This is a genomic window from Streptomyces sp. NPDC103540, from assembly GCF_055584445.1.
This window is the reverse complement of the sequence record NZ_JBVJMA010000019.1, coordinates 26,139-47,659: the sequence shown is the minus strand read 5'-3', so window position 1 is coordinate 47,659 and position 21,521 is coordinate 26,139. Positions and strand designations below refer to the sequence as shown.

The following is a 21,521-nucleotide window of genomic DNA, read 5'->3' as shown; positions in this document are numbered from 1 at the left end:
GAGACCCCATGCACCTCGACCACGGCGTCACCTACCCCCACCGGCACACGTACGCCGCCGAGCCGGTCCGCGCCGACGGCAGCCGGCGCGCCCTGCGCGTGGGTCTCGGCGGGCCCGTCGGATCCGGCAAGACGGCCACCGTCGCGGCCCTGTGCCGCACCCTGCGCGCGGAGCTGTCCATGGCCGTGGTCACCAACGACATCTACACCCGCGAGGACGCCGAGTTCCTGCTCCGCGAAGCCGTCCTGCCGCCCGAGCGGATCAGTGCCGTCGAGACCGGGGCCTGCCCGCACACCGCCATCCGCGACGACATCTCCGCCAACCTGGAGGCCGTCGAGGAACTGGAGGAACGCGTCGGCCCCCTGGACCTCATCCTCGTCGAGTCCGGCGGCGACAACCTGACCGCCACCTTCTCCCGGGGCCTGGTCGACGCCCAGATCTTCGTCATCGACGTGGCCGGCGGCGACGACATCCCGCGCAAGGGCGGCCCCGGCGTCACCACCGCCGACCTCCTCGTCGTCAACAAGACCGACCTCGCCCCCCACGTCGGCTCCGACCTCGAACGGATGGCCCGCGACGCCGCCGAGCAGCGCGGCGACCTGCCCGTCGCCTTCCAGTCGCTGCGCGGCGCCGAGGGCGTGGCCCCCGTCGCCGCGTGGGTGCGCGAGCGGATCACCGCCTGGACGGCCGTACGGTGACCAGCGCGCCCCCCGCCCCCCGCGCCCCGACCGGCGGCCTGCGCGCCACCGCCCGCGTCCGGGCCGTCGCCGACGGGCGCGGCGGCACCGCGCTGCCGCTGCTGGCCGGGGAGGGGCCGCTCGCGCTGCGCCGCACCCGGGGCGAGGAGGGCGCGGCCCACGTCACGCTGGTCGGGGCGATGAGCGCCCCCCTCGGCGGCGACCACCTCACGATCGAGGCCGAGGCGGGGCCCGGCGCACGCCTCGCGCTGGGCTCGGCGGCGGCCACCCTGGCCCTGCCGGGCCGGAGCGGCGAGCCGGCGCGCTACGACGTACGACTGACCCTGGCCGGGGACGCCGAGGTGCGCTGGCTGCCCGAACCGCTGGTCTCCGTCCGGGGCAGCGACCTGCGGGTCCGCACCCGGGTCGACGTGGCGCCCACGGCCCGGCTGCTGCTGCGCGAGGAGCAGGTGCTCGGCCGTACGGGCGAGGCCCCCGGACTGCTGTGGAGCCGACTCACCGTCACCCGGGGCGGACGGCCGCTGCTGGACCAGGAACTGGCCTGCGGCCCCGGAGCCCCGGGAGGGTGGGACGGGCCGGCCGGACTCGCCGGGCACCGCGCGCTGGGCCAGCTCCTCGTCGTGGACCCGCGCTTCGAGGCGCAGCCGCCGGAGGCCGAAGTACTGGGGGAGTTCGCGGCGCTCACCCCGCTGGCCGGGCCCGCGGCCCTGGTCACGGCGCTCGCCCCGGACGCGCTGCGGCTGCGGGAGCTGCTGGACGGGGCGGTACGCGCGTACGGCCTCTGACACGGCACCTCTGACACGGCACCTCTGACACGGCACCTCTGACACGGAACCGGTGACACTGCATCGGTGACATCGCATCGGATGACGGGGTGTCGGGCGGGACCCCGCCGCTGGGCGCGCGGCGGGCACCGCTCAGCGGTACACGTGTTTCCGGTTATCGGGTTGGCAAAGAACTGGACCGCGCTCTGTTGTCCGGCGCAGGTCAGCCGCGAGGATCGCCCTTGCACGCCGACGACCGGAGCAGACCGAAGCCGTCCGCACACGGCGGCACCTGAACCAGGGGGATCAACACGTGATACGCACCGCGGCGCTGGGGAGCGCCGCCACACTCGTCACCGGCGCGCTGGCCGCCGGCCTGCTGCTGGCGCCGCCCGCCGCGGCCGCGCCGACCGGCCGGGACAACGGGACCGCCGAGGCCATCGGCGTCCAGATCGCCGCCGCGCGCGCCGCGCGCACCGGCATCGACTGGAAGGACTGTCCCGCCGACTGGGGCTTCGCGAAGCCGGTCCAGTGCGGCTGGGTGAAGGTCCCGCTCGACTACGCCAAGCCCTTCGGCAAGACCATCGACCTCGCCGTCGACCGCGCCGTCAGCACGGGCACCAAGGAGGAGCGCCAGGGCGCCCTCATCTACAACCCGGGCGGCCCGGGTGGTTCCGGCATGCGCTTCCCGCTGCGGATCACCAACAAGAGCCCGCTGTGGGTCAACACCTCCAAGGCGTACGACTTCGTGGGCTTCGACCCCCGCGGCGTCGGCCACTCCGCGCCGATCTCCTGCATCGACCCGCAGGAGTTCGTCAAGGCCCCCAAGGCCGACCCGGTCCCGTCCAACGAGGCCGACAAGCGCGCCCAGCGCAAGCTCGCCGCCGAGTACGCGGACGGCTGCAAGGAGCGCAGCGGCGAGATGCTGCCGCACATGACCACGCCGAACACCGCGCGCGACCTGGACGTCATCCGCGCCGCCCTCGGCGAGCAGAAGCTCAACTTCCTCGGCGTGTCCTACGGCACCTACCTGGGCGGGGTCTACGCGACTCTCTTCCCGACCCACGTGCGCCGCATGATCGTCGACAGCGTGGTCAACCCGGACCAGGACAAGATCTGGTACCAGGCCAACCTCGACCAGGACGTCGCCTTCCAGATGCGCTGGAACGACTGGCAGGACTGGGTCGCGAAGAACGACGCCTCCTTCCACCTCGGCGACACCCGCGCCAAGGTCGAGGCCAAGTGGCAGCAGCTTCGGGCCCAGGCCAAGGCCAACCCGCTCGGCGGCGTGGCCGGTCCGGCCGAGCTGATCTCCTTCTTCCAGGGCGCCCCGTACTACGACTCCTCGTGGGTCCCTGTCGCCAAGGCCTTCAGTGCCTGGGCCGCGGGTGACGAGAAGCCGCTGATCGACGCCGTCGCCCCGGACATGTCCGACCTCGCGGGCAACGCGACCTCGGAGAACGGCAACGCCGTCTACACCGCCGTCGAGTGCGCCGACGCCAAGTGGCCCACCAGCTGGGCCAGGTGGGACCGTGACAACAGCAGGCTGCACCAGAAGTACCCGTTCCTGACCTGGTCGAACGCCTGGATGAACCTGCCCTGCGCGACGTGGAAGTCGAAGCAGAGCACCCCGATCGAGGTCGGTGCCAAGCGCGGTCTGGCGCCCGTGCTCATCGTCCAGTCCGAGCGTGACGCCGCCACCCCGTACGAGGGCGCCGTCGAGCTGCACCGGCGACTGGCGGGCTCGCGCCTGATCACCGAGCAGAACGCCGGCTCGCACGGCGTGACCAGCCTGGTGAACCCCTGCATCAACACCCGGGTGGACGCCTACCTGCTCACCGGCAAGGTCGACGCGCAGGACGTCAAGTGCGGCCCGCACGCCACCCCGGTCGCGCCGGCCCCGGCCGCCGCCAAGTCGCTCGCCCAGGCCCCGTCCGCCGCTCTCCCGGCGCACGAGGAGCTGCCGGTCGTCCGCTAGGACCCCCGGCGGGGTGAGGTGAGGGAGAAGGCTCAGCGCGACAGGCGCCGGGCCTTCTTCCGCTTCCTCTCCTCTTCCTCGGCCTTCACCTCGGCCGCGTACCGGTCGACGTACTCCTGACCGGACAGGCCCAGGATCGCGTACATGATCTCGTCGGTGACGGCCCGCAACACGGCCCGCTCGCGCTCCATCCCGGCGTAGCGGGAGAAGTCCAGCGGCTCACCGAAGCGGATCGTCACGCGCCGGATCTTCGGGAGCTTCTGCCCGGGCGGCTGGATCTCGAAGGTGCCGACCATCGCGCAGGGGATCACCGGTACGCCGGCTCCCAGCGCCATCGCGGCGACGCCGACCTTGCCCTTGTACAGCCGGCCGTCGTGCGAGCGGGTGCCCTCGGGGTAGATGCCCAGCAGCTCGCCCTCGGCCAGCACGCCCAGCCCCTCCCGCAGCGCGGCCTGCCCGGCGTCCTTGCCGGAGCGGTCCACGGGGATCTGCCCGGCGCTGCGGAAGAACGCGGCGGTGAGCCGTCCCTTGACCCCGGGGCCGGTGAAGTACTCGGCCTTCGCGAGGAAGGTGATCCGGCGCCGCAGGATCGCGGGCATCAGGAAGTGGTCCGAGAACGACAGGTGGTTGCCCGCGACGATCGCGGCACCCTCCGCCGGGATGTTCTCGAGCCCCTCGATCCGCGGCCGGAACAGCAGCCGCAACAGCGGACCGAGCAGCACGTGCTTGAGCAAGTGGTAGAACACCAGGCCGCTCCCGTCGATGCCCTAGGTTACGGCCATCTTACGGACGGTCAGGCGGACGGCGGCAGGTGCGTGCGATCACGCGTCCGCGATCACACGTGCGGGGCCACACGTACAGGGCCACATGTACGGGGCCACACGTGCGGGGCCACGCGCACGAGGCCGCGCGGTGGGCTCGGGCGGGGTGCGGTCAGGTGGTGCGGGAGGCGGCCAGGCCGGCGGTCAGCAGCCCCAGCACGATCCACCCGAACCACAGCCAACCGTTGCTGCCGAGGGCCACGGAGTACGTGGACACGGCCACCAGGGCGGCGAAGGTCGTCACGGCCATCGCCTTCACGGATCCGGTCATGCTCCATGGTGACGCGCGCGACGCCTCCCGCGCTACCGGCCGCGCCCTTGCAGCGAGGCGAGATACGCGTTGTACGCCTCCAGCTCCTGATCGCCGTTGCGCTCGGCGGCCCGGTCCGCCCGCTTCGCGGCCCGCTGCTCGGAGTGGTACCACTGGTACATCAGGGCGATCAGCACGAGGACCGAGGGGATCTCGCTGAACGCCCAGGCGATGCCGCCGCCCCACTGCTGGTCGAGCAGCGGGTCGATGCCGAGGGAGGCCGGCGGGTTCGCGTACGTCTTGATCATCGGCTCGCTCGCCATCATCAGCGCGATGCCGAAGAAGGCGTGGAAGGGCATGCCCGCGAACAGCTCCAGCATCCGCATCACGTAGCCGGGGCGGTGCGGGCCCGGGTCCACGCCCATGATCGGCCAGAAGAAGATCACGCCGACCGCGAGGAAGTGGAGCATCATCGCGATGTGGCCGGTCCGGCTCTCCATCAGGAAGTCGAAGAGCGGGGTGAAGTACAGCGCGTACAGGCTGGCGATGAACATCGGGATCGTGAAGGCCGGGTGCGTGATGATCCGCATGTACCGGCTGTGCAGCAGCGCCAGCAGCAGCTCGCGCGGGCCCTTGCGGCCGCGTCCGGCCGGCGGCAGCGCGCGCAGGGCCAGGGTCATCGGCGCCCCGAGCAGCAGCAGGATCGGCGTGATCATGCTGATCACCATGTGCTGGACCATGTGCACGCTGAACATGACCATGCCGTAGTCGTTCAGCTTGGTGCACATCACCAGGATCACCGTCAGCACGCCGATGGTGAAGGCCGTGGTCCGACCCGCCGACCAGGAGTCCCCGCGACGGCGCAGCCTCAGCACGCCCCACCCGTAGAGGGCGAGCGCCAGCAGCGACCCGAAGAGGAAGAAGGCGTCGAAGGAGAACTCCAGACCACGCCCGAGGGTGAACGGCGGCAGGTCCATGGGCATGTCCATGCCGTGCCCGCTGTGATCCATCTGTTGACTCCCTTGACTGTGGCGCTCCACCACAGTAGTGCCGCCCCCGGACGTGATCGCGTCCGGGGGCGGTCAGGGCGTCAGAACGGGGCAAACATCACAGCACCGTCTGGGCCTCGGCGTACCGGTCGCCCGGCACCGTCTTGAGCGTGGAGGTGGCCTCGGCCAGCGGGACCATGACGATGTCGGTGCCGCGCAGGGCCGTCAGCATTCCGAATTCGCCCCGGTGCGCGGCCTCCACCGCGTGCCAGCCGAAGCGCGTCGCCAGGACCCGGTCGTAGGCGGTCGGCGTGCCGCCGCGCTGCACGTGGCCCAGGATCACGGGACGGGCCTCCTTGCCGAGCCGCGCCTCCAGCTCGACGGCGAGGCGGTTGCCGATGCCGGCGAAGCGCTCGTGGCCGTACATGTCCGTACCGCCGTCCTCGAAGGCCATCGAGCCCTCGGCCGGCTTCGCGCCCTCCGCGACGACGACGATCGCGAACCGCTTGCCCGCCGAGAACCGCTCGCCGACGATCCTCGTCAGCTCGTCGATGTCGAAGGGGCGCTCGGGCACCACGATCGCGTGCGCGCCGGCCGCCATGCCCGAGTGCAGCGCGATCCAGCCGGTGTGGCGGCCCATGACCTCCACGACCATGACGCGCTGGTGGGACTCGGCGGTGGTCTTCAGCCGGTCCAGGGCCTCGGTGGCGACGCCCACGGCCGTGTCGAAGCCGAAGGTCACGTCGGTCGAGGCGATGTCGTTGTCGATGGTCTTCGGGACGCCGACGATCGGCAGACCGGCCTGCGACAGCAGGTTGGCGGCCTTGAGGGTGCCCTCGCCGCCGATCGGGATGATCGCGTCCAGACCCAGGTCGGCGACGTGCCCGCGGGCCCGCTCCACCCCGTCGCGCAGGTGCGCGGGCTGGACCCGGGAGGAACCGAGGATCGTGCCGCCGAGGGCCAGGATGCCACCGACGGCGTCCAGGTCGAGCTTGCGGTAGTCGCCCTCCAGCAGGCCGCGCCAGCCGTCGCGGAAACCGATCACCTCGTCGCCGTGGTCGACGACGGCGCGGTGCACGACGGAACGGATGACGGCATTGAGGCCGGGGCAGTCGCCGCCGGAAGTGAGCACACCAATGCGCATGGCAGGAAGAACCTTTGCAACGTGGGCCGACGACCGGACCACGTCGTCCGGTTGGAACTACCCGTCACCCTACAAGCGGATCCCCACTGGACTGAACCATCCTCCACATGCTGGTCGGGCCAATCGTGCGAAGAGACGTGTACGAGAACGGCCCGGACCCCCACGAAGGGGATCCGGGCCGAACACCGCACGTCGACGGGGCGACGGGCGGGCGAAGCACGGGCGCCGGGAGGACCCGGGCCGCTACGCGGGCTCGGTGGCCGCGGCGATGCGCTCGGCGCGCAGGGCCTCGTACCAGCGGTCGTCTATGGCCGGCAGCGCGTTCACGTCGAGGGCCAGCTTCAGCAGCAGGTCCGCGATCAGCGGGTTGCGGGCCATGACGGGGCCGTGCATGTACGTGCCGAACACGGTGTCGTTGTACGCGCCCTCGGTGCCGTCGCCGGTGCCGTTGCCCCGACCCAGGCGGGTGCGGGCGAACGGGCGGGCCGTGGGGCCCAGGTGCGTGACGCCCTGGTGGTTCTCGAAGCCCGTCAGCGGCGGCAGGTTCAGGCGCGGGTCGATGTCGGCCAGCACGTCGCCGACGCACCGCTCGCCCTCGCCGCGCACCGTCACGACGTCCAGCAGGCCCAGCCCCTCCTGGCGCTGGCCCATGTCGTTGACGAACTCCTTGCCGAGGATCTGGTACCCGGCGCACACGGAGAAGACGATCGCCCCGTTGGAGACGGCGCGCTCCAGGCCGCCGTCGCGCAGCAGGCGCTCCGCCGCCAGGCGCTGCGGGCGGTCCTCACCGCCCCCGATCAGGTAGATGTCACCCGAGGTGGGGATGGGCTGGTCGCTGCGCACGTCCACGCGCTGCACGTCCAGGCCGCGCTGGCGCGCCCGGCGCTCCACCACGAGGGCGTTGCCCTGGTCTCCGTACGTGCTGAGCAGGTCGGGGTAGACCCACACCAGACGCAGGCTGTTGTCGCTCATGCTCTTGTCCTCTGCGGTTCTGACGGGGCTCTAGTTGCCGACGCGGCGGCGCACGTCCTGGAAGGCGGTGTAGTTGGCGATCAGCTCGATCTGACCGGGCGGCGCCAGCTGCACGGCCTCGTCGAGCGTCTCGCAGACCCGGAAGTCCAGCCCCGCGACCTCCAGGCGGACCGCGAGGTCCAGCTTGCGGTCGCCGATCACGAAGATCGGGTGGCCGGCCAGACGCGGGTAGTCCACGTCCCACAGCCAGGAGGTGTCAGTGCCGTCGGCGCCGCGGGCGTTGACCGAGAGGATCACCGGCGCGGGCGGCGGGTCGATCAGCGAAAACGTTTCGAGCCAGCCGGCCGGGTTCTTCGCGAGCAGCAGGCGCAGCTCACGGCCCATGAAGTTGACCACGTCGTAGCGGCCGGCGACGGCCTGGACCTGGTACATGCGCTCCAGCGCGACCTGAGGCGGCACGCCGAACACGGCGGCGACGGCGGCCGAGGTGGCGGCGTTCGCCTTGTTGGCGCGGCCCGGGAGCTGGAGGTGGATCGGCCAGGCGCTGCCGTGCGGGTCCAGCACGTGGTCGCCGGAGAGCACCCAGCTCGGGGTGGGGCGCCGGAAACCGCACTCGGCGCAGAACCAGTCGTCGCCGGGGCGCTGCATGACGCCACCGCAGGAGGGGCACGACCAGGCGTCGTCCTTCCACTCCTGGCCGGCGGCGACCCACACGACGTTCTGCGACGAGGACGCCGACCACACGATCAGCGGGTCGTCGCAGTTGGCGACGACGACGGCCTTGGAGCCCTGGAGCCCCTCGCGCCACTTCTCCGCGAGCATGCGGGTCTCCGCCGCGCGGTCCAGCTGGTCGCGGGAGAGGTTCAGCAGGGCGATCACCTTGGGGGTGACGTCCCGGGCCACCCCGGCCAGGTACTTCTCGTCGACTTCGATGACGCCGTACTTGGCGTCCGATCCGCCGGCCAGGGCGGAGGTGATGCCCGCCGGCATGTTCGCGCCCAGCGCGTTCGAGACGACCGGACCGCTGGCCCGCAGGGCCTCGGCGATCAGTCGGGTCGTCGTGGTCTTGCCGTTCGTCGCGGAGACGAGGACGACATCGAGATGCTGCGCCAGCGCGCCGAGAAGATCGGGGTCCAGCCTGAGTGCGACCTTGCCACCGATCACCGATCCGCTTCCGCGTCCCGCGGCCCGCGACACCGCCGCCGCGGCCTTGCCCGCCGTCACGGCCAGCTTGGCCCGCGGCGAAAGCGGCTCCGTGTTGCCTGCCATCGTCCCTTGTCCTCCTAGCGTCGGTCGGCCCCAGCCTATCCAGTGCCGGCGCGGGCCTTGACCGCGGCGCCCCCAGGTCGCCGCGGATCTCCTCATATATTCGCCCGTCGTACCCTTACGGCCATGCGACAGCGCCCCATCCCCGGTACCACCGGACTCGTCCGCACCATGAGCCTGCTGGGTGATCCGGTGCTCCATTCGCCCTGCGCCGAGGTCACCGACTTCGGCCCCGAACTCGGCCGCCTCGTCGAGGACATGTTCGCGACGATGTACGCCGCCCAGGGCGTCGGCCTCGCCGCGAACCAGATCGGGGTCGGGCAACGGGTCTTCGTCTACGACTGCCCCGACGACGAGGACGTCCGCCACCTGGGTCACGTCGTCAACCCGCGGCTGGTGACGGCCGACGGCGACGAGTTCCTCGGTCCGGAGGGCTGTCTTTCGCTGCCCGGCCTGGAGGCGGGCACCGCCCGCTTCGACCGCGCGGTCGTCGAGGGGTTCACCTCCGACGGCGCCCCGGTGCGGATCGAGGGCACCGGGTTCTTCGCCCGCTGCCTCCAGCACGAGTGCGACCACCTCGACGGCACGGTCTACGCGGACCGGGTCACCGGGCTGCGGGCCCGCCGGCTGCGCCGGGCGATCCGCAGGACGCCGTGGGGCGCCCGGGCGGCGCGCGACTGATCGGGCGGGGGCGCGGGGCGGGAGGCGCGGCCGAGCGGCCCGACCGGCGCCCCTTCGGCGACGGAGCCCGGCGCCCCGAGGGCCGTGGGGTCGCGAGGGCCGTGGGGTCGCGAGGGCCGTGGGGTCGGGGTCGCGGCGGCGGTCAGAAGCCGGGGCCGCCCTCGCGGTTGCCCGCGGTGGCCAGGCGGCCCCACAGCAGGTCGGTGAGGCCGGCCACCAGTTCGGCGCGCCCGCAGGGGCGCTCGGCCAGCCACCAGTCGCCGGCCGCGTGCATCATGCCGACGATGCCGTGGCCCCAGATGCGGGCCAGTCGGTCCCCGTCCGGCCCGAGGTCGACGCGCTCGCCGACCACCTTCGCGAGCTCCTCGCCGAGGCGGCGCAGCAGCGGGACGGAGTGCACGCCGACGTCGAACCCCCGCTCGGAGCTGTGGGAGTCCTCGGCCGGGTGCATCAGGAAGCGGTACACCTGCGGACGGGCCTCGATGGCGGCGAGGTAGGTGTCGAGCGTCGACTCGACGCGGCTGCGGCGTTCGGCGGGCGCGTCGAGGGCGTCCCGCAGCGAGTCGAGCAGGGCGTCGGTGTGCCGTGCGGCGAGGGCCTGGTAGAGGCCCGCCTTGTCCCCGAAGTGGCGGTAGAGGATCGGCTTCGTGATGCCGGCCTCCGCCGCGATGGCGTTCATGGAGGCCTTGGGGCCGTCCCTCAGGACGACGCGGTCGGCGGCCTCCAGCAGCTCCCGGCGGCGGCCTTCGGCCGCACCTGACTCGCCGGACTGCCGGTTGGTCTGCATGACGTTTTCTTCTCCCCGCCCTTGCGATGTGCGTGACGCCCACGCAACGTAACACCCCGTGCACCCCTCCCGGCGAACCGGCGGTGCTTGACAGTGCTTACCGGCCGGTAACAGACTGTGGCCGTCATCTGGGTTACCGGCAGTAACTCTGCCGGCGGTACGTGAGCGCTGGAGGGGTCGTGGCGGAGTTCACCATGGAGCTGAACGAGGACCAGAAGCAGGTGCGGGACTGGATCCACGGATTCGCCGCCGATGTGATCAGGCCCGCCGCCGCCGAATGGGACGAGCGGGAGGAAACCCCCTGGCCCGTCATCCAGGAGGCCGCGAAGGTCGGCATCTACTCCCTCGACTTCTACGCCCAGCAGTTCTTCGACCCCACCGGCCTCGGCATCCCGATGGCCATGGAGGAGCTGTTCTGGGGCGACGCCGGCATCGCCCTGTCGATCGTCGGCACCGGACTCGCCGCCATCGGGGTCGTCGCGAACGGCACCGAGGAGCAGATCGGCACCTGGATCCCGCAGATGTACGGCACCCCGGACGACGTCAAGGTCGCCGCCTTCTGCTCCTCGGAGCCGGACGCCGGCTCCGACGTGGGCGCCATGCGCACCCGGGCCGTCCACGACGCGGCCAAGGACGAGTGGGTGCTGAACGGCACCAAGACCTGGGCGACCAACGGCGGCATCGCCAACGTCCACATCGTCGTCGCCGTCGTCGACCCGGAGCTCGGCACCAAGGGCCACGCCTCCTTCATCGTGCCGCCGAACACCCCCGGACTCTCGCAGGGGCAGAAGTTCAAGAAGCACGGCATCCGCGCCTCGCACACGGCGGAGGTGGTGCTGGAGGACGTGCGCGTGCCCGGATCCTGCCTGCTGGGCGGCAAGGAAAAGCTCGACGAGCGGCTCGCGCGGGCCCGCGAGCGGGCCGCGGCCGGGGGTGGCGAGCGGGTGAAGAACGCCGCGATGGCCACCTTCGAGGCCTCGCGCCCGGCCGTCGGGGCGATGGCCGTCGGCACCGCGCGCGCGGCCTACGAGGTCGCCCTCGACTACGCGAAGACCCGCACCCAGTTCGGCCGCCCGATCATCGACAACCAGGGCGTCGCCTTCCAGCTCGCCGACATGCGCACGCAGATCGACGCGGCGCGGCTGCTGGTGTGGCGGGCGTCCTGGATGGCCATCGCCGGCAAGCCCTTCACCTCGGCGGAGGGCTCGATGTCGAAGCTGTTCGCGAGCGAGGTGGCCAAGAAGGTCACCGCCCAGGCGGTGCAGATCCTCGGCGGCAACGGGTTCACCCGGGAGTACCCGGTGGAGCGGATGCACCGGGACGCCGCCATCTACACGATCTTCGAAGGCACCAGCGAGATCCAGCGCCTGGTGATCGCGCGGACCCTGTCGGGGATGCCGATCCGCTAGCCGGGGGCCGGGGGCCGGGGGCCGGGGGCCGGTGTCGGGCGGCCGTGGGCGTCCGGGCGTCTTCAGGGGCGCAGGAGGCCCGTCAGGGTGCGGCCGAACAGGAGGCGGGCCGCGCCGGCCGTCAGGGGGTCCAGGAAGCGGGGGACGCCGCGCACGCGGATGGACTCCCGCCAGCGGACCTCCGTACCCCCGGACGAGCACGGCTGGAGCCCGATCTCGGCCCACCCCGTCACCACCCGCCCCCGCTTCTCCAGCCGCACCCTGAGCGGGGGCTCCCAGACGACGACCTCCATCGGGTCGTCGAACGTGATCCGGCCCACACCCGTGCGCGCCGTGAAGCGCGTTCCGGCGCACGTCGGAGGCGGCGTCTCGATGATCGTCCGGGTGAGCGGAACGTGCGCGCCGTGCGATTCCCAGGCCGTCACGCGTCGCCACGCCTCTTCGGGGGCGAGGGACGTACGGCGAATGATCCGGATAACGGGCATGAGCGCATGGTAAGCGGGCATACACACCCTGAACTGGACCGCGAATATGGGTTCCGTCCGGGGGTGGCGGTCGGCAATACTCGCCGCCACCGTGGATCGCGGATTCGACCGGGTGACCACCGGCCCTCCCGCCCCACTCTGCGAGGAGGTGCGCCATGTGCTCCCACCAGCCCCCCTGCCCGTCCGCCGACAGCGCGGACCACGACGCCGCCCGCGTCGTGGCCTCCCATCCCGAACAGGGATGGAGTCTGCTCTGCAACGGCGTCGTGGTCTTCGACGACACCGGTGAACTGCTCCCCGAAGGCAGGACGGTCGAACCCCGCCGTCCGGCACTGGTCTGAGCGAGGAGGCAGCATGCGCCAGCAGCTGATCCGCAAGCCCGTCCCCAAGCCCGCCCCCCGAGACCTGGACCTGCGCACACCGTCGGGCAGACCCCTCCCGTACTGACGGGAGCCCCCGACCCGCGGCGTCCACCGGCCCGAAGTCAGCCGGTGGACGCCGCCGCGCCGCCCAGGAACGCGTTCTCGTACGCCGCGTCCCCGATCGCCGCCCTCGCCTGCCGTTCGCCCCGGTCCCGTAAGGCCGTCAGCGACGGCGAGCCCATCTGCGGCCGTCCCACCGTGCGCCACCAGGCGTGTCCGGTGCCCAGCAGCCGCGCCGCCAGTTCCCCGTCGCCCAGGGCCGCCACCGCGGCCGCCAGCAGGTCCAGGCCCAGCGCGATGCCGAAGCGGTCGCCCAGCAGCCGCTTGCCCGAGAGCATGGCCCGCACGTGCCGGGCCGCCTCGTCGTTGCGACCCAGCCCGAGCGCGGACACGGCCAGCACGTAGTCCGCGTAGGCCCGCAGCCACCGCTCGCCCAGCTCCGCGCACGCCGCGCGCAGCGCCTCCGCCTCCCGCGCGGCCTCCTCGAAGCGGCCCAGGTCGCACAGCGCGTACGCGCCGGCCAGCCGGCACAGCAGCCACCCCGCCCCGCTCGGCCGCCCGCCGTGGCCCGCCCGCGCCCGGGGCCCCGCCAGCGACAGCGCCCGGGCCGGATCGCCCGGCATCATCACCGCCACGGCCCGCAGGTAGGCGGCGCGCAGTTCCCGTTCCGGGTCGGCGAGGGCCGCCGCCGCCCGGGTGCACTCGGCGCCGACCTTCCCGGCGGTGTCCATCTCCCCCTGGAGCAGCAGCGTCAGCCCCAGGGCCCACAGGCCCTGGGTGTGCGCGGGGCCGGGGGAGGGGGCGCCGGCCAGGGCCCGTTCCAGGAAGGCGCGGCCCTCGTGGACGTGCCCGCACGCGAACCAGAGGAACCACAGGGCCCCGGCCATCTCCAGGGCCGCCGCCGGGTCGGTGCCCAGCAGGTGTTCCAGGGCGGTGCGCACCTGCGCGTGCTCGGCGCTCATCCTGCGGTACCAGTCCACCTGGGCCGGGCCCAGCCAGCCCTGGTCGGCGGCCCCGGCCAGGGCCGCGTACCAGTGGGCGTGCCGGTCGGCGACGCCGCGCACCTCGCCCAGCTCCGTCAGCCAGTCGTGGCCGAACTCGCGGATGGTGTCGAGGATCCGGTAGCGGGCGCCCGCGCCCCGCTCCTCGGAGCGGCGTACGACGGACTTCGCGACGAGCCCCTCCAGCACCCGTTCCACCCGCGCCGCCGGCAGCGGCCCGCCGGAGCACACCGCGCGGGCCGCGGCCACGTCGAAGTCCCCGCTGAACACGGACAGTCGGGCCCACAGGAGCCGCTCCAACGGCTCGCACAGCTCGTGGCTCCAGCCGATGGCGGTCCGCAGGGTGCGGTGGCGGTGTCCCGCTGCGGGTCGGCCGTCGGTGAGGACCTCGAAGCGGGCGTCGAGCCGGCGGGCCATCTGTTCCAGCGTCCACCGGCGCATGCGGGCCCCGGCCAACTCCAGGGCGAGCGGGATGCCGTCCAGGCGGCGGCACACCTCGGCGGCGATCCGGGCGCGGTCCGGGTCGGCGAAGGCGGCGGCGCTGTCCGGGGCGGCTGCCAGGGCGCGGGTCCGGAAGAGGGCCAGGGCCTCGCTGTCGGGGCCGTCGGTGGGCAGGGGGCGGACCTCGAAGACCAGTTCGCCGGGGGTGCCCAGGCGCTCCCGGGAGGTCGCCAGCACCGTCAGGCCGGGGGCCGACTGGAGGAGCTCGCCCACGAGGTGGCGGACCTCGGGGACCAGGTGCTCGCAGGTGTCGAGGACGAGCAGCAGTTCCTTGTCGGCCATCCACGCGCACAGTTCCTCGTCGAGGGGGTGCGGGGAGTGGTCGGCGAGGCCGACGGCGTGGGCGACGGTCGCGGTGAGCAGGTCCGGGTCGCGCAGGGGCGACAGTTCGACCCACCACACCCCGTCGGCGCGGGCCTGGAGGCGGTCGGCGGCGGCCCGCAGGGCGAGCCGGGACTTGCCGACGCCGCCGACCCCGGTCAGGGTCACCAGTCGGCGGTCGCGCAACAGGCTTGCCAGGCGGGCCAGTTCGCCGTCCCGGCCGACGAAGCTCGCTGTCTCCGGCGGCAGGTTTCCCGGCACGGCGACAGATTCTGGCGCAGGGTTCCCGCTCGCGGAGTCTGCCTGATGGTCGTTGACCGAGTACTCACCGAACACGGATGTATTGTGCGCGATCTTTGTTCGCGGCAGGGGCGTTCGGCGGGTATCGCCGCCCGATCGGTGTGCGTACGCCGTGTGTTCGGATGCGGCGTGGTCGCCCGCGCGGTGGTCGCCCGCGCCGTGTTCGGATGCGGCGTGAGCGGACGCGGGGCCCCGCCGCCCGCGCGGTGGGCGGGGCCGGCGCGGGCGCGCGGCTCAGCCGGTGAGGGTGATGCGGCGTTCCTCGGAGAAGGCGCCCCAGTTCCCGTCGGGGAGTCGGGCGCGCAGTTTCAGGGCCCAGACCGTCCCGGCCGGCTCGCTCGCCGTGAGCCGGTACGCGGCCCGCCCGGAGGGCACCGCCCCGGTGCCGAACTGGATGACGGTGACGGGCCGGTCGTCGACGTAGAGCTCGTACTCACTGGTCGTGCGTCCGGTGTCGGGGGCGGTCCAGCCCAGCTCGACCGCCCCGGGCACGGCCGTCGCCGTGAAGGCGCCGGGTGCGGTGCCCGGGCCCTGCCCGGGGTCGGCCGGGGTGGTCACGGCCACGGCGGGGCCGTCGGGGGAGGAGTTGTCGGCGCCGTCGCGGGCCCGGACCGTGAACGCGTACGCGGTGCCCGGCTGGAGTCCGCCGAGGCTGGTGCCCCGCTCCGCGCCGCCGGAGGTGTGGATCCGTACGCCGCCCTGGTAGACGTCGTAGGCCGTCACGCCGGTGTCGTCGCTCGCCGGGCCCCAGTCGAGTCGGACCGTACGGGGGCCCTCGGCGCGGCCGGTGGTGGTGGGCGGGGCCGTGGGCGCCCGGCGGTCCTCGGCCCGGGCGACCGGGGTGGTCACGTCGACGGTCGCGCTCGGGGCGGAGCGCCTGCCGTCGGCGTCCTTGGCGCGGACGGTGAAGGCGTAGGCGGTCTGCGGGGCGAGGTCGGTGATGTCCACCATGGTCTTGTCGGCGGGCAGTTCGCGCACCAGGCGACCGGACTGGAAGACCTGCCAGTTGCTGACCCGGTCGGCGGCGGGCGCCGAGTTCCACATGACGTGGACCGACGTGGCGCTGCCGGCCTGGGCGGTCAGTCCGACGGGCGCGTGCGGGCCGTCGGGGCCGTCCGCGGCGCAGGCCGTGAGGGCGGCGAGGGCGGCGAGGGTCAGGGTGGCGCCGAGCGCGGCGCGCAGGGGGCGCGGGGGAGGGGTGCGTCGCACGGGGTGCCTTCCTGCGCGTCCGGCGGATGATCGCGATTGGTCTAGACATATATGGCACGCGGGGGGTCGCCCCGGCAAGACCCCGGCCGACACCGGGTCCTGCCGGGCCGGCTCGGGGTCGGCTTCGGATCGGGTCCCGGGGCCCCGTCGTGACCGGGTTCGTCTTCTTCTGTACCCCTCTGGCATTATTGCCATCTCTTTGCAATAACACGTGATCACAAACAGGGATGTGCACACCATGACGGCCCGGACAGTCCGCGCACGGGGAGCGGTCCGCGCGACCCTCGCCACCGCACTCATCACGGGCGTGGCGGCCTGCTCGAACCCCACCGGATCCGCCCCCGCGGACTCCGCCGTGGTCGGCATCGCGACCGAACCCGAAACCCTCAGCCCGCTGCTGGGCTACGGCAAGGACGGCAACTCCAAGATCTTCGACGGGCTCCTCACCCACGACGCGGACATGAAGCTCCAGCCCGCGCTCGCCGAGGCCCTCCCCGAGGTCTCCGCCGACGGCCGCACCTACACCTTCCGGCTGCGCCACGGCGTGAAGTTCAGCGACGGCGAGCCCTTCACCGCCAAGGACGTCGAGTTCACCTACCGGACGATCCTCGACCCCAGGACGAACAACGCCTCGAAGACCGAGCTGGACGCCGTCGAGAGCGTCACCGCCCAGGGCGATGACCGGGTCGTCTTCACGCTCAAGTACCCCTACGCGCCCTTCGCCGAGCGCACCGTCCTGCCCATCGCCCCCGAACACGTCGCGGGCCGCCAGGACGTCAACAGCGGCGACTTCACGACCAAGCCGGTCGGCACCGGCCCGTACGTGCTCACCGCCTGGTCCAAGGGCGAGAAGATCTCCTTCAGGGCCAACCCCCACTACTGGGGCGGCGAGCCGGCCGTGAAGAAGTTCACCATGGCCGTCGTGAAGGACGACGACGTCCGGGCCACCCGCCTGCGCTCCGGCGAACTCGACGCGGCGATCCTGCCCCCGAACCTCGCCAAGGGCTTCGCGAAGGACACCGCCCGCCGCACCTACGCGGCCAAGACGTTCGACTACCGCAACGTCACCCTCCCCACGCACCACCCGGTCACCGGCGACACCGCGGTCCGGCAGGCCCTGGACATCGCCGTGGACCGCCAGGCCATGGTCGACAAGCTCCTGGAGGACGCCGGCAAGGCCGCCTACGGCCCCGTCCCGACCGACAGCCGCTGGTTCACCGCCGGCACCGAGCGCCCGTACGACCTCGAACACGCGAAGAAGATCCTCGACGACGCCGGCTGGAAGACGGGCGACGACGGCGTCCGCGCCAAGGACGGCGTCCGCGCCTCCTTCCCGCTCTGGTACACCTCCGGGGACAAGATCCGCCAGGACCACGCGCTCGCCTTCGCCTCCGACGCCCGCAAGGCCGGCATCGAGGTGACTACCGAGGCGGGCACCTGGGAGGTCATCGAACCCCGGATGAAGACCGACGCCGTCCTCGCCGGCGGCGGCTCCCCGGCCGACCCGGACTTCGACCAGTACCTGCTGCTGACCTCCTCCCTCGCGGGCGACGGCTTCAACAACATGGGCCAGTACGCCAACCCCACCGTCGACCAGGCCCTCCTCGACGGCCGCCGCAGCGGCGACCCGGCCGCCCGCAAGGCCGCCTACGACACGGTGCAGCGCGAACTGGTCAACAACCCCGGCTACGTCTTCCTCACCCACATCGACCACCTCTACGTCGTCAACGACAAGTGGGAGGGCCCGAGCACCCAGGTCGAACCCCACGACCACGGCCTCGGATCCGGCCCCTGGTGGAACGTCGAGAAGTGGAAGCCGAAGCAGAAGTGACCCCCCGCCTCCCCTGGGGGCCGATGGCACGCATGACCGGGCGGCGGCTCCTCGCCGCCGCCCCGGTCCTGCTCGCCGTCACCTTCGGCGTCTTCGCCGTCGCCGCGCTGTCCCCCTTCGACCCCGTCAAGGCCTACGCCGGCACCGCGGGACTGACCGCCTCACAGGCCGAACTCGACCAGCTGAGGGCCAACCTCGGCGTCGACCGGCCCTTCGTCACCCACTGGTGGGACTGGCTGACCTCCGCGCTCACCGGCGACCTCGGAACCTCCTCCGTCATGCGCCAACCCGTCGCCGACGTCATCACCGCCCGCCTCGGCTGGTCCGCGCTGCTCGCCTTCAGCGCCTTCGCCTTCGCCGTCCTGCTCGGCACCGGCCTCGGCGTCCTCGCCGCCCGCCGCCAGGGCGGCCCCCTCGACCGGACCGTGTCCGCCCTCGCGTACACCCTGGAGGCCGCCCCCGCCTACTGGCTCGGACTCCTCGGCATCTGGTTCTTCTCCGTCCGCCTGGGCGTCCTGCCCTCCGGCGGACTCACCGACGCCGCGAGCGACACCGTCACCGCCGGCCAGGTCGCCTCCCACCTCCTGCTCCCCGCGCTCGTCCTGGGCCTGTCCCAACTGCCCTGGTTCTTCCTCTACGTACGCCAGGGCGTCGCCGACGCCCTGGAGGAGGACCCCGTACGCGGCGCCCGCGCCCGGGGCCTGTCCGGACGACGCGTCCTGCTCGGACACGGGCTGCGCTCCGGCATGCTCCCCGTGCTGACCCTCGTCGGATCGCGGGTGCCCGAACTGATCACCGGCGCCCTCCTGGTCGAGACCGTGTTCAGCTGGCCGGGCATCGCCGCCGCCACCGTCCAGGCCGCCACCTCCGTGGACTTCCCGCTGCTCGCCGCCCTGACCGTGCTGGCCACGGCCGCCGTCCTCGTCGGCAACCTGCTGTCCGACCTGCTCTACGGACTCGCCGACCCGAGAGTGGGCTTCGATGGCTGACCTCCACGACCGCGAGGCCCGCGACGACCGCGCCGCCCGCCGCGACCTCCCCGCCCCCCGCTCGGCCCCCGCGGACCCCGGCGCCCCCGGGCACCCCGGCGCCCCCGAGCGCCGTTGGCGCGCCCGCGGCGGCTCCCGCCGCTCCACCCGCGCACTGCGCCTGGGCGCCTCGGCGACCGTGATGACGGTCCTCGTCCTCGCCGTGCTGCTCGTACCGCCCCTGGTCCGCCTCGACCAACAGGCCGTCGACCTCGCCGCGAAGCTCCTCCCGCCGTCCCCGGCCCACCCCTTCGGCACCGACGACGTGGGCCGCGACCTGCTGCTGCGCTGCGTCTACGGCCTGCGCGTCTCCCTCCTCGTCGGACTGGTGGCCGCCCTCGTCGCCACCGTGATCGGCACCGCCGTCGGTGCCGCCGCCGGCGCCCTCGGCGGACGCGTCGACCGGCTCCTCATGCGCGCAGTCGACACCCTGTCCGCCATCCCGCACCTGCTGCTCGGCATCTTCGTCGTGGCCATGTTCCGGCCCGGCGTCTGGCCCGTGGTCGTCTCCGTGGCCCTGACCCACTGGCTGTCCACGGCCCGCATCGTGCGCGCCGAGGTCCTCTCCCTGCGCGCCCGGCCCTACGTGGACGCCGCCGTCTCGGGCGGCGCCTCACGGCTGCGCGTCATCCTGCGCCACCTGATCCCGGGCGTCCTGCCGCAGGCCGGGCTGGCCGCCGTGCTGATGGTCCCCCACGCCATGTGGCACGAGTCGGCCCTGTCCTTCCTCGGCCTGGGCCTGCCCTCCCACCAGGCGAGCCTGGGCACCCTCGTGCAGGGCGCCCGCGGCTCGCTCCTCGCCGGCGACTGGTGGCCCACCCTCTTCCCGGGCCTGCTGCTCATCGTCCCGACCCTCGCCATCGCCGGGCTCGCCGGCGCCTGGCGCGACCGCCTCAACCCCCGCCGCCGCTCGGAGCTGACGCTGTGACCGCCCGCCACCCCGACCCGCCGCCGGCCACGCCCGCGTCCGCCGGGTCCGCCGCGTTCCTCGCGTCCGGCGACCCCGACGCCCCCGTGCTCACCGCGGAAGGCCTCTCGGTGCGGTTCCGGATGCCGGGCGGGCGGCACGTGGAGGCCGTCACCGACGCCACCTTCCGGCTGCGCCCCGGGGAATGCCTGGCCCTCGTCGGCGAGAGCGGCTGCGGCAAATCCGTCCTGGCCTCCGCCCTCCTCGGACTGCTCCCCGGCAACGCCGAGACCGCGGGCCACGCCCGCCTCGCCGACGGTCTCGACCTCCTCGCCGCCGACGAGGCCACCCTCGCCCGCCGCGTACGGGGCCGACGGGTCGGCCTGGTCCCGCAGAGCCCCGCCGCCCACCTCACCCCGGTCCGCACCGTGCGCTCCCACCTGGAGGAGACCGTCCGGGAACTCGCCGACCCCGGCAAGGCGGGCCGGCGGGTCGCCGCCGAGGCCGCCGCCGAACGGGCCGCGTTCCCCGCGAGCCACCTCGACCGCCACCCCCACGAACTCTCCGGCGGCCTCGCCCAACGGGCCACCACCGCCCTCGCCCTCATCGGGGACGCCCCCCTGCTCCTCGCCGACGAGCCGACCACCGGCCTCGACCGGGACCTCGTCCACCGCACCGTCGACGAACTGCGCGCCCACACGCGCGACACCGGCCGCGCCCTGCTGATGATCACCCATGACCTGGCCGCCGCCGAGCGGATCGCCGACACCGTCGCCGTCATGTACGCGGGCCGCATCGTGGAAATCGCCCCCGCCGACACCTTCTTCCACACCCCCGGCCCCCGCCACCCCTACGCGCGGGGACTGCTCGACGCCCTGCCCGAACGCGCCTTCACCCCGATCCCCGGCGCCCCGCCCGAGCTCGGCGCGCTCCCGCCCGGCTGCGCCTTCGCCGCCCGCTGCGCCCTCGCCGACGCCGACTGCCGCGCCACCCGCCCGGCCCTCACCGAAGGAGTGGCCTGCCACCGTGCTTGAGCTCAAGGGCGTCACCGCCGGCTACGACCGCCGCCGGCCCGTCGTACGCGACGCGCACCTGACCCTGGAGCCCGGCGAGGCGATCGGCCTGCTCGGGCCCAGCGGCTGCGGCAAGTCCACCCTCGCCCGGGTGGCCGCCCTGCTGCACCGGCCCGACGCGGGCACGGTCACCCTCGACGGAGCCACCGTCACCGGATTCCGCCACCGCGCTCCGCGCGCCCTGCGCACGGCCGTCGGAGTCGTCTTCCAACAGCCCCGCCTGTCCGCCGACCCCCGCCTGAGCCTCCACGACCTCGTCGCGGAACCGCTCCGGGCCACCGGGCGGCGCGCGGAGGCGGCCGTCGCCGTCGCCGACCTCGCCGAGCGGGTGGGCCTGGGCGCGGACCTGCTCGCCCGACGCCCCCACGAAGTCAGCGACGGCCAACTGCAACGCGCCTGCCTCGCCCGGGCACTGGTGCTGCGCCCCCGCTGGCTGGTCTGCGACGAGATGACCGCGATGCTCGACGCCTCCACGACGGCGGCCCTCGTCACCGTGGTCGAGCGGTACCGCGCCGAGACCGGCGCCGGGCTGCTCGCCGTGGGGCACGATCCGGTCCTCCTCGGCCGCTGGTGCGACCGTACGACCCGCTGGGAGGACGTCGCGCGCGGCTGACCGCCGCCCCCGCCGGGGGTCGGTCGCCCGCCGTCTGCCGTCCGCCGTCCGCCGTACGCCTTCTGCCGCGC

General features: G+C 73.5%; 21 protein-coding genes. 11 read left to right on the top strand and 10 right to left on the bottom strand.

Annotation, left to right across the window (positions count from 1 at the left end; all coding sequences use genetic code 11):
• Positions 1–8: 8 nt before the first annotated feature.
• The 3 genes from ureG to ACZ6ZI_RS34245 all read left to right on the top strand — a co-directional run bounded on the left by ureG (position 9) and on the right by ACZ6ZI_RS34245 (position 3,440).
• Positions 9–698: an urease accessory protein UreG gene (gene ureG / locus ACZ6ZI_RS34255; protein ID WP_469527650.1), complete on the top strand. Its 690-nt coding sequence runs from the start codon at positions 9–11 to the stop codon at positions 696–698.
• Positions 695–1,483 carry an urease accessory protein UreD gene (locus ACZ6ZI_RS34250; RefSeq protein WP_469527647.1) on the top strand — a complete coding sequence of 263 codons (789 nt, stop codon included), beginning with the start codon at positions 695–697 and terminating at the stop codon, positions 1,481–1,483. Before ureG ends, ACZ6ZI_RS34250 begins: the two co-directional genes overlap by 4 nt.
• 292 nt (positions 1,484–1,775) lie before the next feature.
• Positions 1,776–3,440, top strand: coding sequence for an alpha/beta hydrolase (locus ACZ6ZI_RS34245; RefSeq protein ID WP_469527645.1), 1,665 nt, complete (start codon positions 1,776–1,778; stop codon positions 3,438–3,440).
• Positions 3,441–3,472: 32 nt separating this feature from the next.
• Here ACZ6ZI_RS34245 and ACZ6ZI_RS34240 read toward each other — a convergent pair whose 3' ends face one another.
• The 6 genes from ACZ6ZI_RS34240 to ACZ6ZI_RS34215 all read right to left on the bottom strand — a co-directional run bounded on the left by ACZ6ZI_RS34240 (position 3,473) and on the right by ACZ6ZI_RS34215 (position 8,885).
• On the bottom strand, positions 3,473–4,186 hold the full coding sequence (locus ACZ6ZI_RS34240; RefSeq protein WP_469527642.1) for a lysophospholipid acyltransferase family protein: 714 nt from the start codon (positions 4,184–4,186) through the stop codon (positions 3,473–3,475).
• 187 nt (positions 4,187–4,373) lie between these two features.
• A complete protein-coding gene (locus ACZ6ZI_RS34235; RefSeq protein ID WP_363055252.1) occupies positions 4,374–4,532 on the bottom strand; it encodes a hypothetical protein in 159 nt (52 codons plus the stop codon).
• Positions 4,533–4,564: 32 nt separating this feature from the next.
• On the bottom strand, positions 4,565–5,521 hold the full coding sequence (locus tag ACZ6ZI_RS34230) for a cytochrome c oxidase assembly protein (RefSeq protein WP_363055253.1): 957 nt from the start codon (positions 5,519–5,521) through the stop codon (positions 4,565–4,567).
• 97 nt (positions 5,522–5,618) lie between these two features.
• Entirely contained in the window at positions 5,619–6,644 is a 1,026-nt protein-coding gene (locus ACZ6ZI_RS34225) for a 6-phosphofructokinase (RefSeq protein WP_469527639.1), read from the bottom strand.
• A gap of 243 nt (positions 6,645–6,887) precedes the next feature.
• Positions 6,888–7,616 (bottom strand): type 1 glutamine amidotransferase, encoded by a 729-nt coding sequence (locus ACZ6ZI_RS34220; RefSeq protein ID WP_363055255.1) that lies wholly within the window; start codon positions 7,614–7,616, stop codon positions 6,888–6,890.
• A 30-nt stretch (positions 7,617–7,646) separates the two neighbouring features.
• Complete coding sequence (locus ACZ6ZI_RS34215; protein WP_363055256.1) at positions 7,647–8,885, bottom strand: Mur ligase family protein; 1,239 nt, start codon at positions 8,883–8,885, stop codon at positions 7,647–7,649.
• 123 nt (positions 8,886–9,008) lie between these two features.
• Between ACZ6ZI_RS34215 and def the strand changes: the two genes are divergently transcribed.
• Positions 9,009–9,563, top strand: a complete 555-nt coding sequence (gene def / locus ACZ6ZI_RS34210) for a peptide deformylase (protein WP_363055257.1) — start codon at positions 9,009–9,011, stop codon at positions 9,561–9,563.
• A 142-nt stretch (positions 9,564–9,705) separates the two neighbouring features.
• Here the strand turns inward: def and ACZ6ZI_RS34205 are convergent, their stop codons facing one another.
• Positions 9,706–10,350 (bottom strand): TetR/AcrR family transcriptional regulator, encoded by a 645-nt coding sequence (locus ACZ6ZI_RS34205; protein ID WP_469527635.1) that lies wholly within the window; start codon positions 10,348–10,350, stop codon positions 9,706–9,708.
• A 179-nt stretch (positions 10,351–10,529) separates the two neighbouring features.
• Here ACZ6ZI_RS34205 and ACZ6ZI_RS34200 point away from each other — a divergent pair, with 179 nt between their 5' ends.
• Entirely contained in the window at positions 10,530–11,759 is a 1,230-nt protein-coding gene (locus tag ACZ6ZI_RS34200) for an acyl-CoA dehydrogenase family protein (RefSeq protein ID WP_469527632.1), read from the top strand.
• Positions 11,760–11,821: 62 nt separating this feature from the next.
• Here the strand turns inward: ACZ6ZI_RS34200 and ACZ6ZI_RS34195 are convergent, their stop codons facing one another.
• Positions 11,822–12,244 carry an SRPBCC family protein gene (locus tag ACZ6ZI_RS34195; RefSeq protein WP_469527629.1) on the bottom strand — a complete coding sequence of 141 codons (423 nt, stop codon included), beginning with the start codon at positions 12,242–12,244 and terminating at the stop codon, positions 11,822–11,824.
• A gap of 155 nt (positions 12,245–12,399) precedes the next feature.
• Between ACZ6ZI_RS34195 and ACZ6ZI_RS34190 the strand changes: the two genes are divergently transcribed.
• On the top strand, positions 12,400–12,585 hold the full coding sequence (locus tag ACZ6ZI_RS34190; protein ID WP_363055261.1) for a DUF5999 family protein: 186 nt from the start codon (positions 12,400–12,402) through the stop codon (positions 12,583–12,585).
• A 143-nt stretch (positions 12,586–12,728) separates the two neighbouring features.
• Here the strand turns inward: ACZ6ZI_RS34190 and ACZ6ZI_RS34185 are convergent, their stop codons facing one another.
• Positions 12,729–14,750, bottom strand: a complete 2,022-nt coding sequence (locus ACZ6ZI_RS34185) for an ATP-binding protein (RefSeq protein WP_469527626.1) — start codon at positions 14,748–14,750, stop codon at positions 12,729–12,731.
• A 273-nt stretch (positions 14,751–15,023) separates the two neighbouring features.
• Complete coding sequence (locus tag ACZ6ZI_RS34180; protein ID WP_469527624.1) at positions 15,024–15,998, bottom strand: fibronectin type III domain-containing protein; 975 nt, start codon at positions 15,996–15,998, stop codon at positions 15,024–15,026.
• Positions 15,999–16,236: 238 nt separating this feature from the next.
• Between ACZ6ZI_RS34180 and ACZ6ZI_RS34175 the strand changes: the two genes are divergently transcribed.
• The 5 genes from ACZ6ZI_RS34175 to ACZ6ZI_RS34155 all read left to right on the top strand — a co-directional run bounded on the left by ACZ6ZI_RS34175 (position 16,237) and on the right by ACZ6ZI_RS34155 (position 21,450).
• Positions 16,237–17,829: an ABC transporter substrate-binding protein gene (locus ACZ6ZI_RS34175; protein ID WP_469527620.1), complete on the top strand. Its 1,593-nt coding sequence runs from the start codon at positions 16,237–16,239 to the stop codon at positions 17,827–17,829.
• A 23-nt stretch (positions 17,830–17,852) separates the two neighbouring features.
• Positions 17,853–18,818, top strand: coding sequence for an ABC transporter permease (locus ACZ6ZI_RS34170; RefSeq protein ID WP_469527618.1), 966 nt, complete (start codon positions 17,853–17,855; stop codon positions 18,816–18,818).
• Entirely contained in the window at positions 18,811–19,785 is a 975-nt protein-coding gene (locus ACZ6ZI_RS34165; RefSeq protein WP_469527617.1) for an ABC transporter permease, read from the top strand. The genes ACZ6ZI_RS34170 and ACZ6ZI_RS34165 overlap by 8 nt, the downstream gene beginning before the upstream one ends.
• Before the next feature lie 122 nt (positions 19,786–19,907).
• Complete coding sequence (locus ACZ6ZI_RS34160; RefSeq protein WP_469527815.1) at positions 19,908–20,798, top strand: ABC transporter ATP-binding protein; 891 nt, start codon at positions 19,908–19,910, stop codon at positions 20,796–20,798.
• Complete coding sequence (locus tag ACZ6ZI_RS34155; RefSeq protein WP_469527615.1) at positions 20,791–21,450, top strand: ABC transporter ATP-binding protein; 660 nt, start codon at positions 20,791–20,793, stop codon at positions 21,448–21,450. The genes ACZ6ZI_RS34160 and ACZ6ZI_RS34155 overlap by 8 nt, the downstream gene beginning before the upstream one ends.
• The last annotated feature ends 71 nt before the right edge of the window (positions 21,451–21,521 follow it).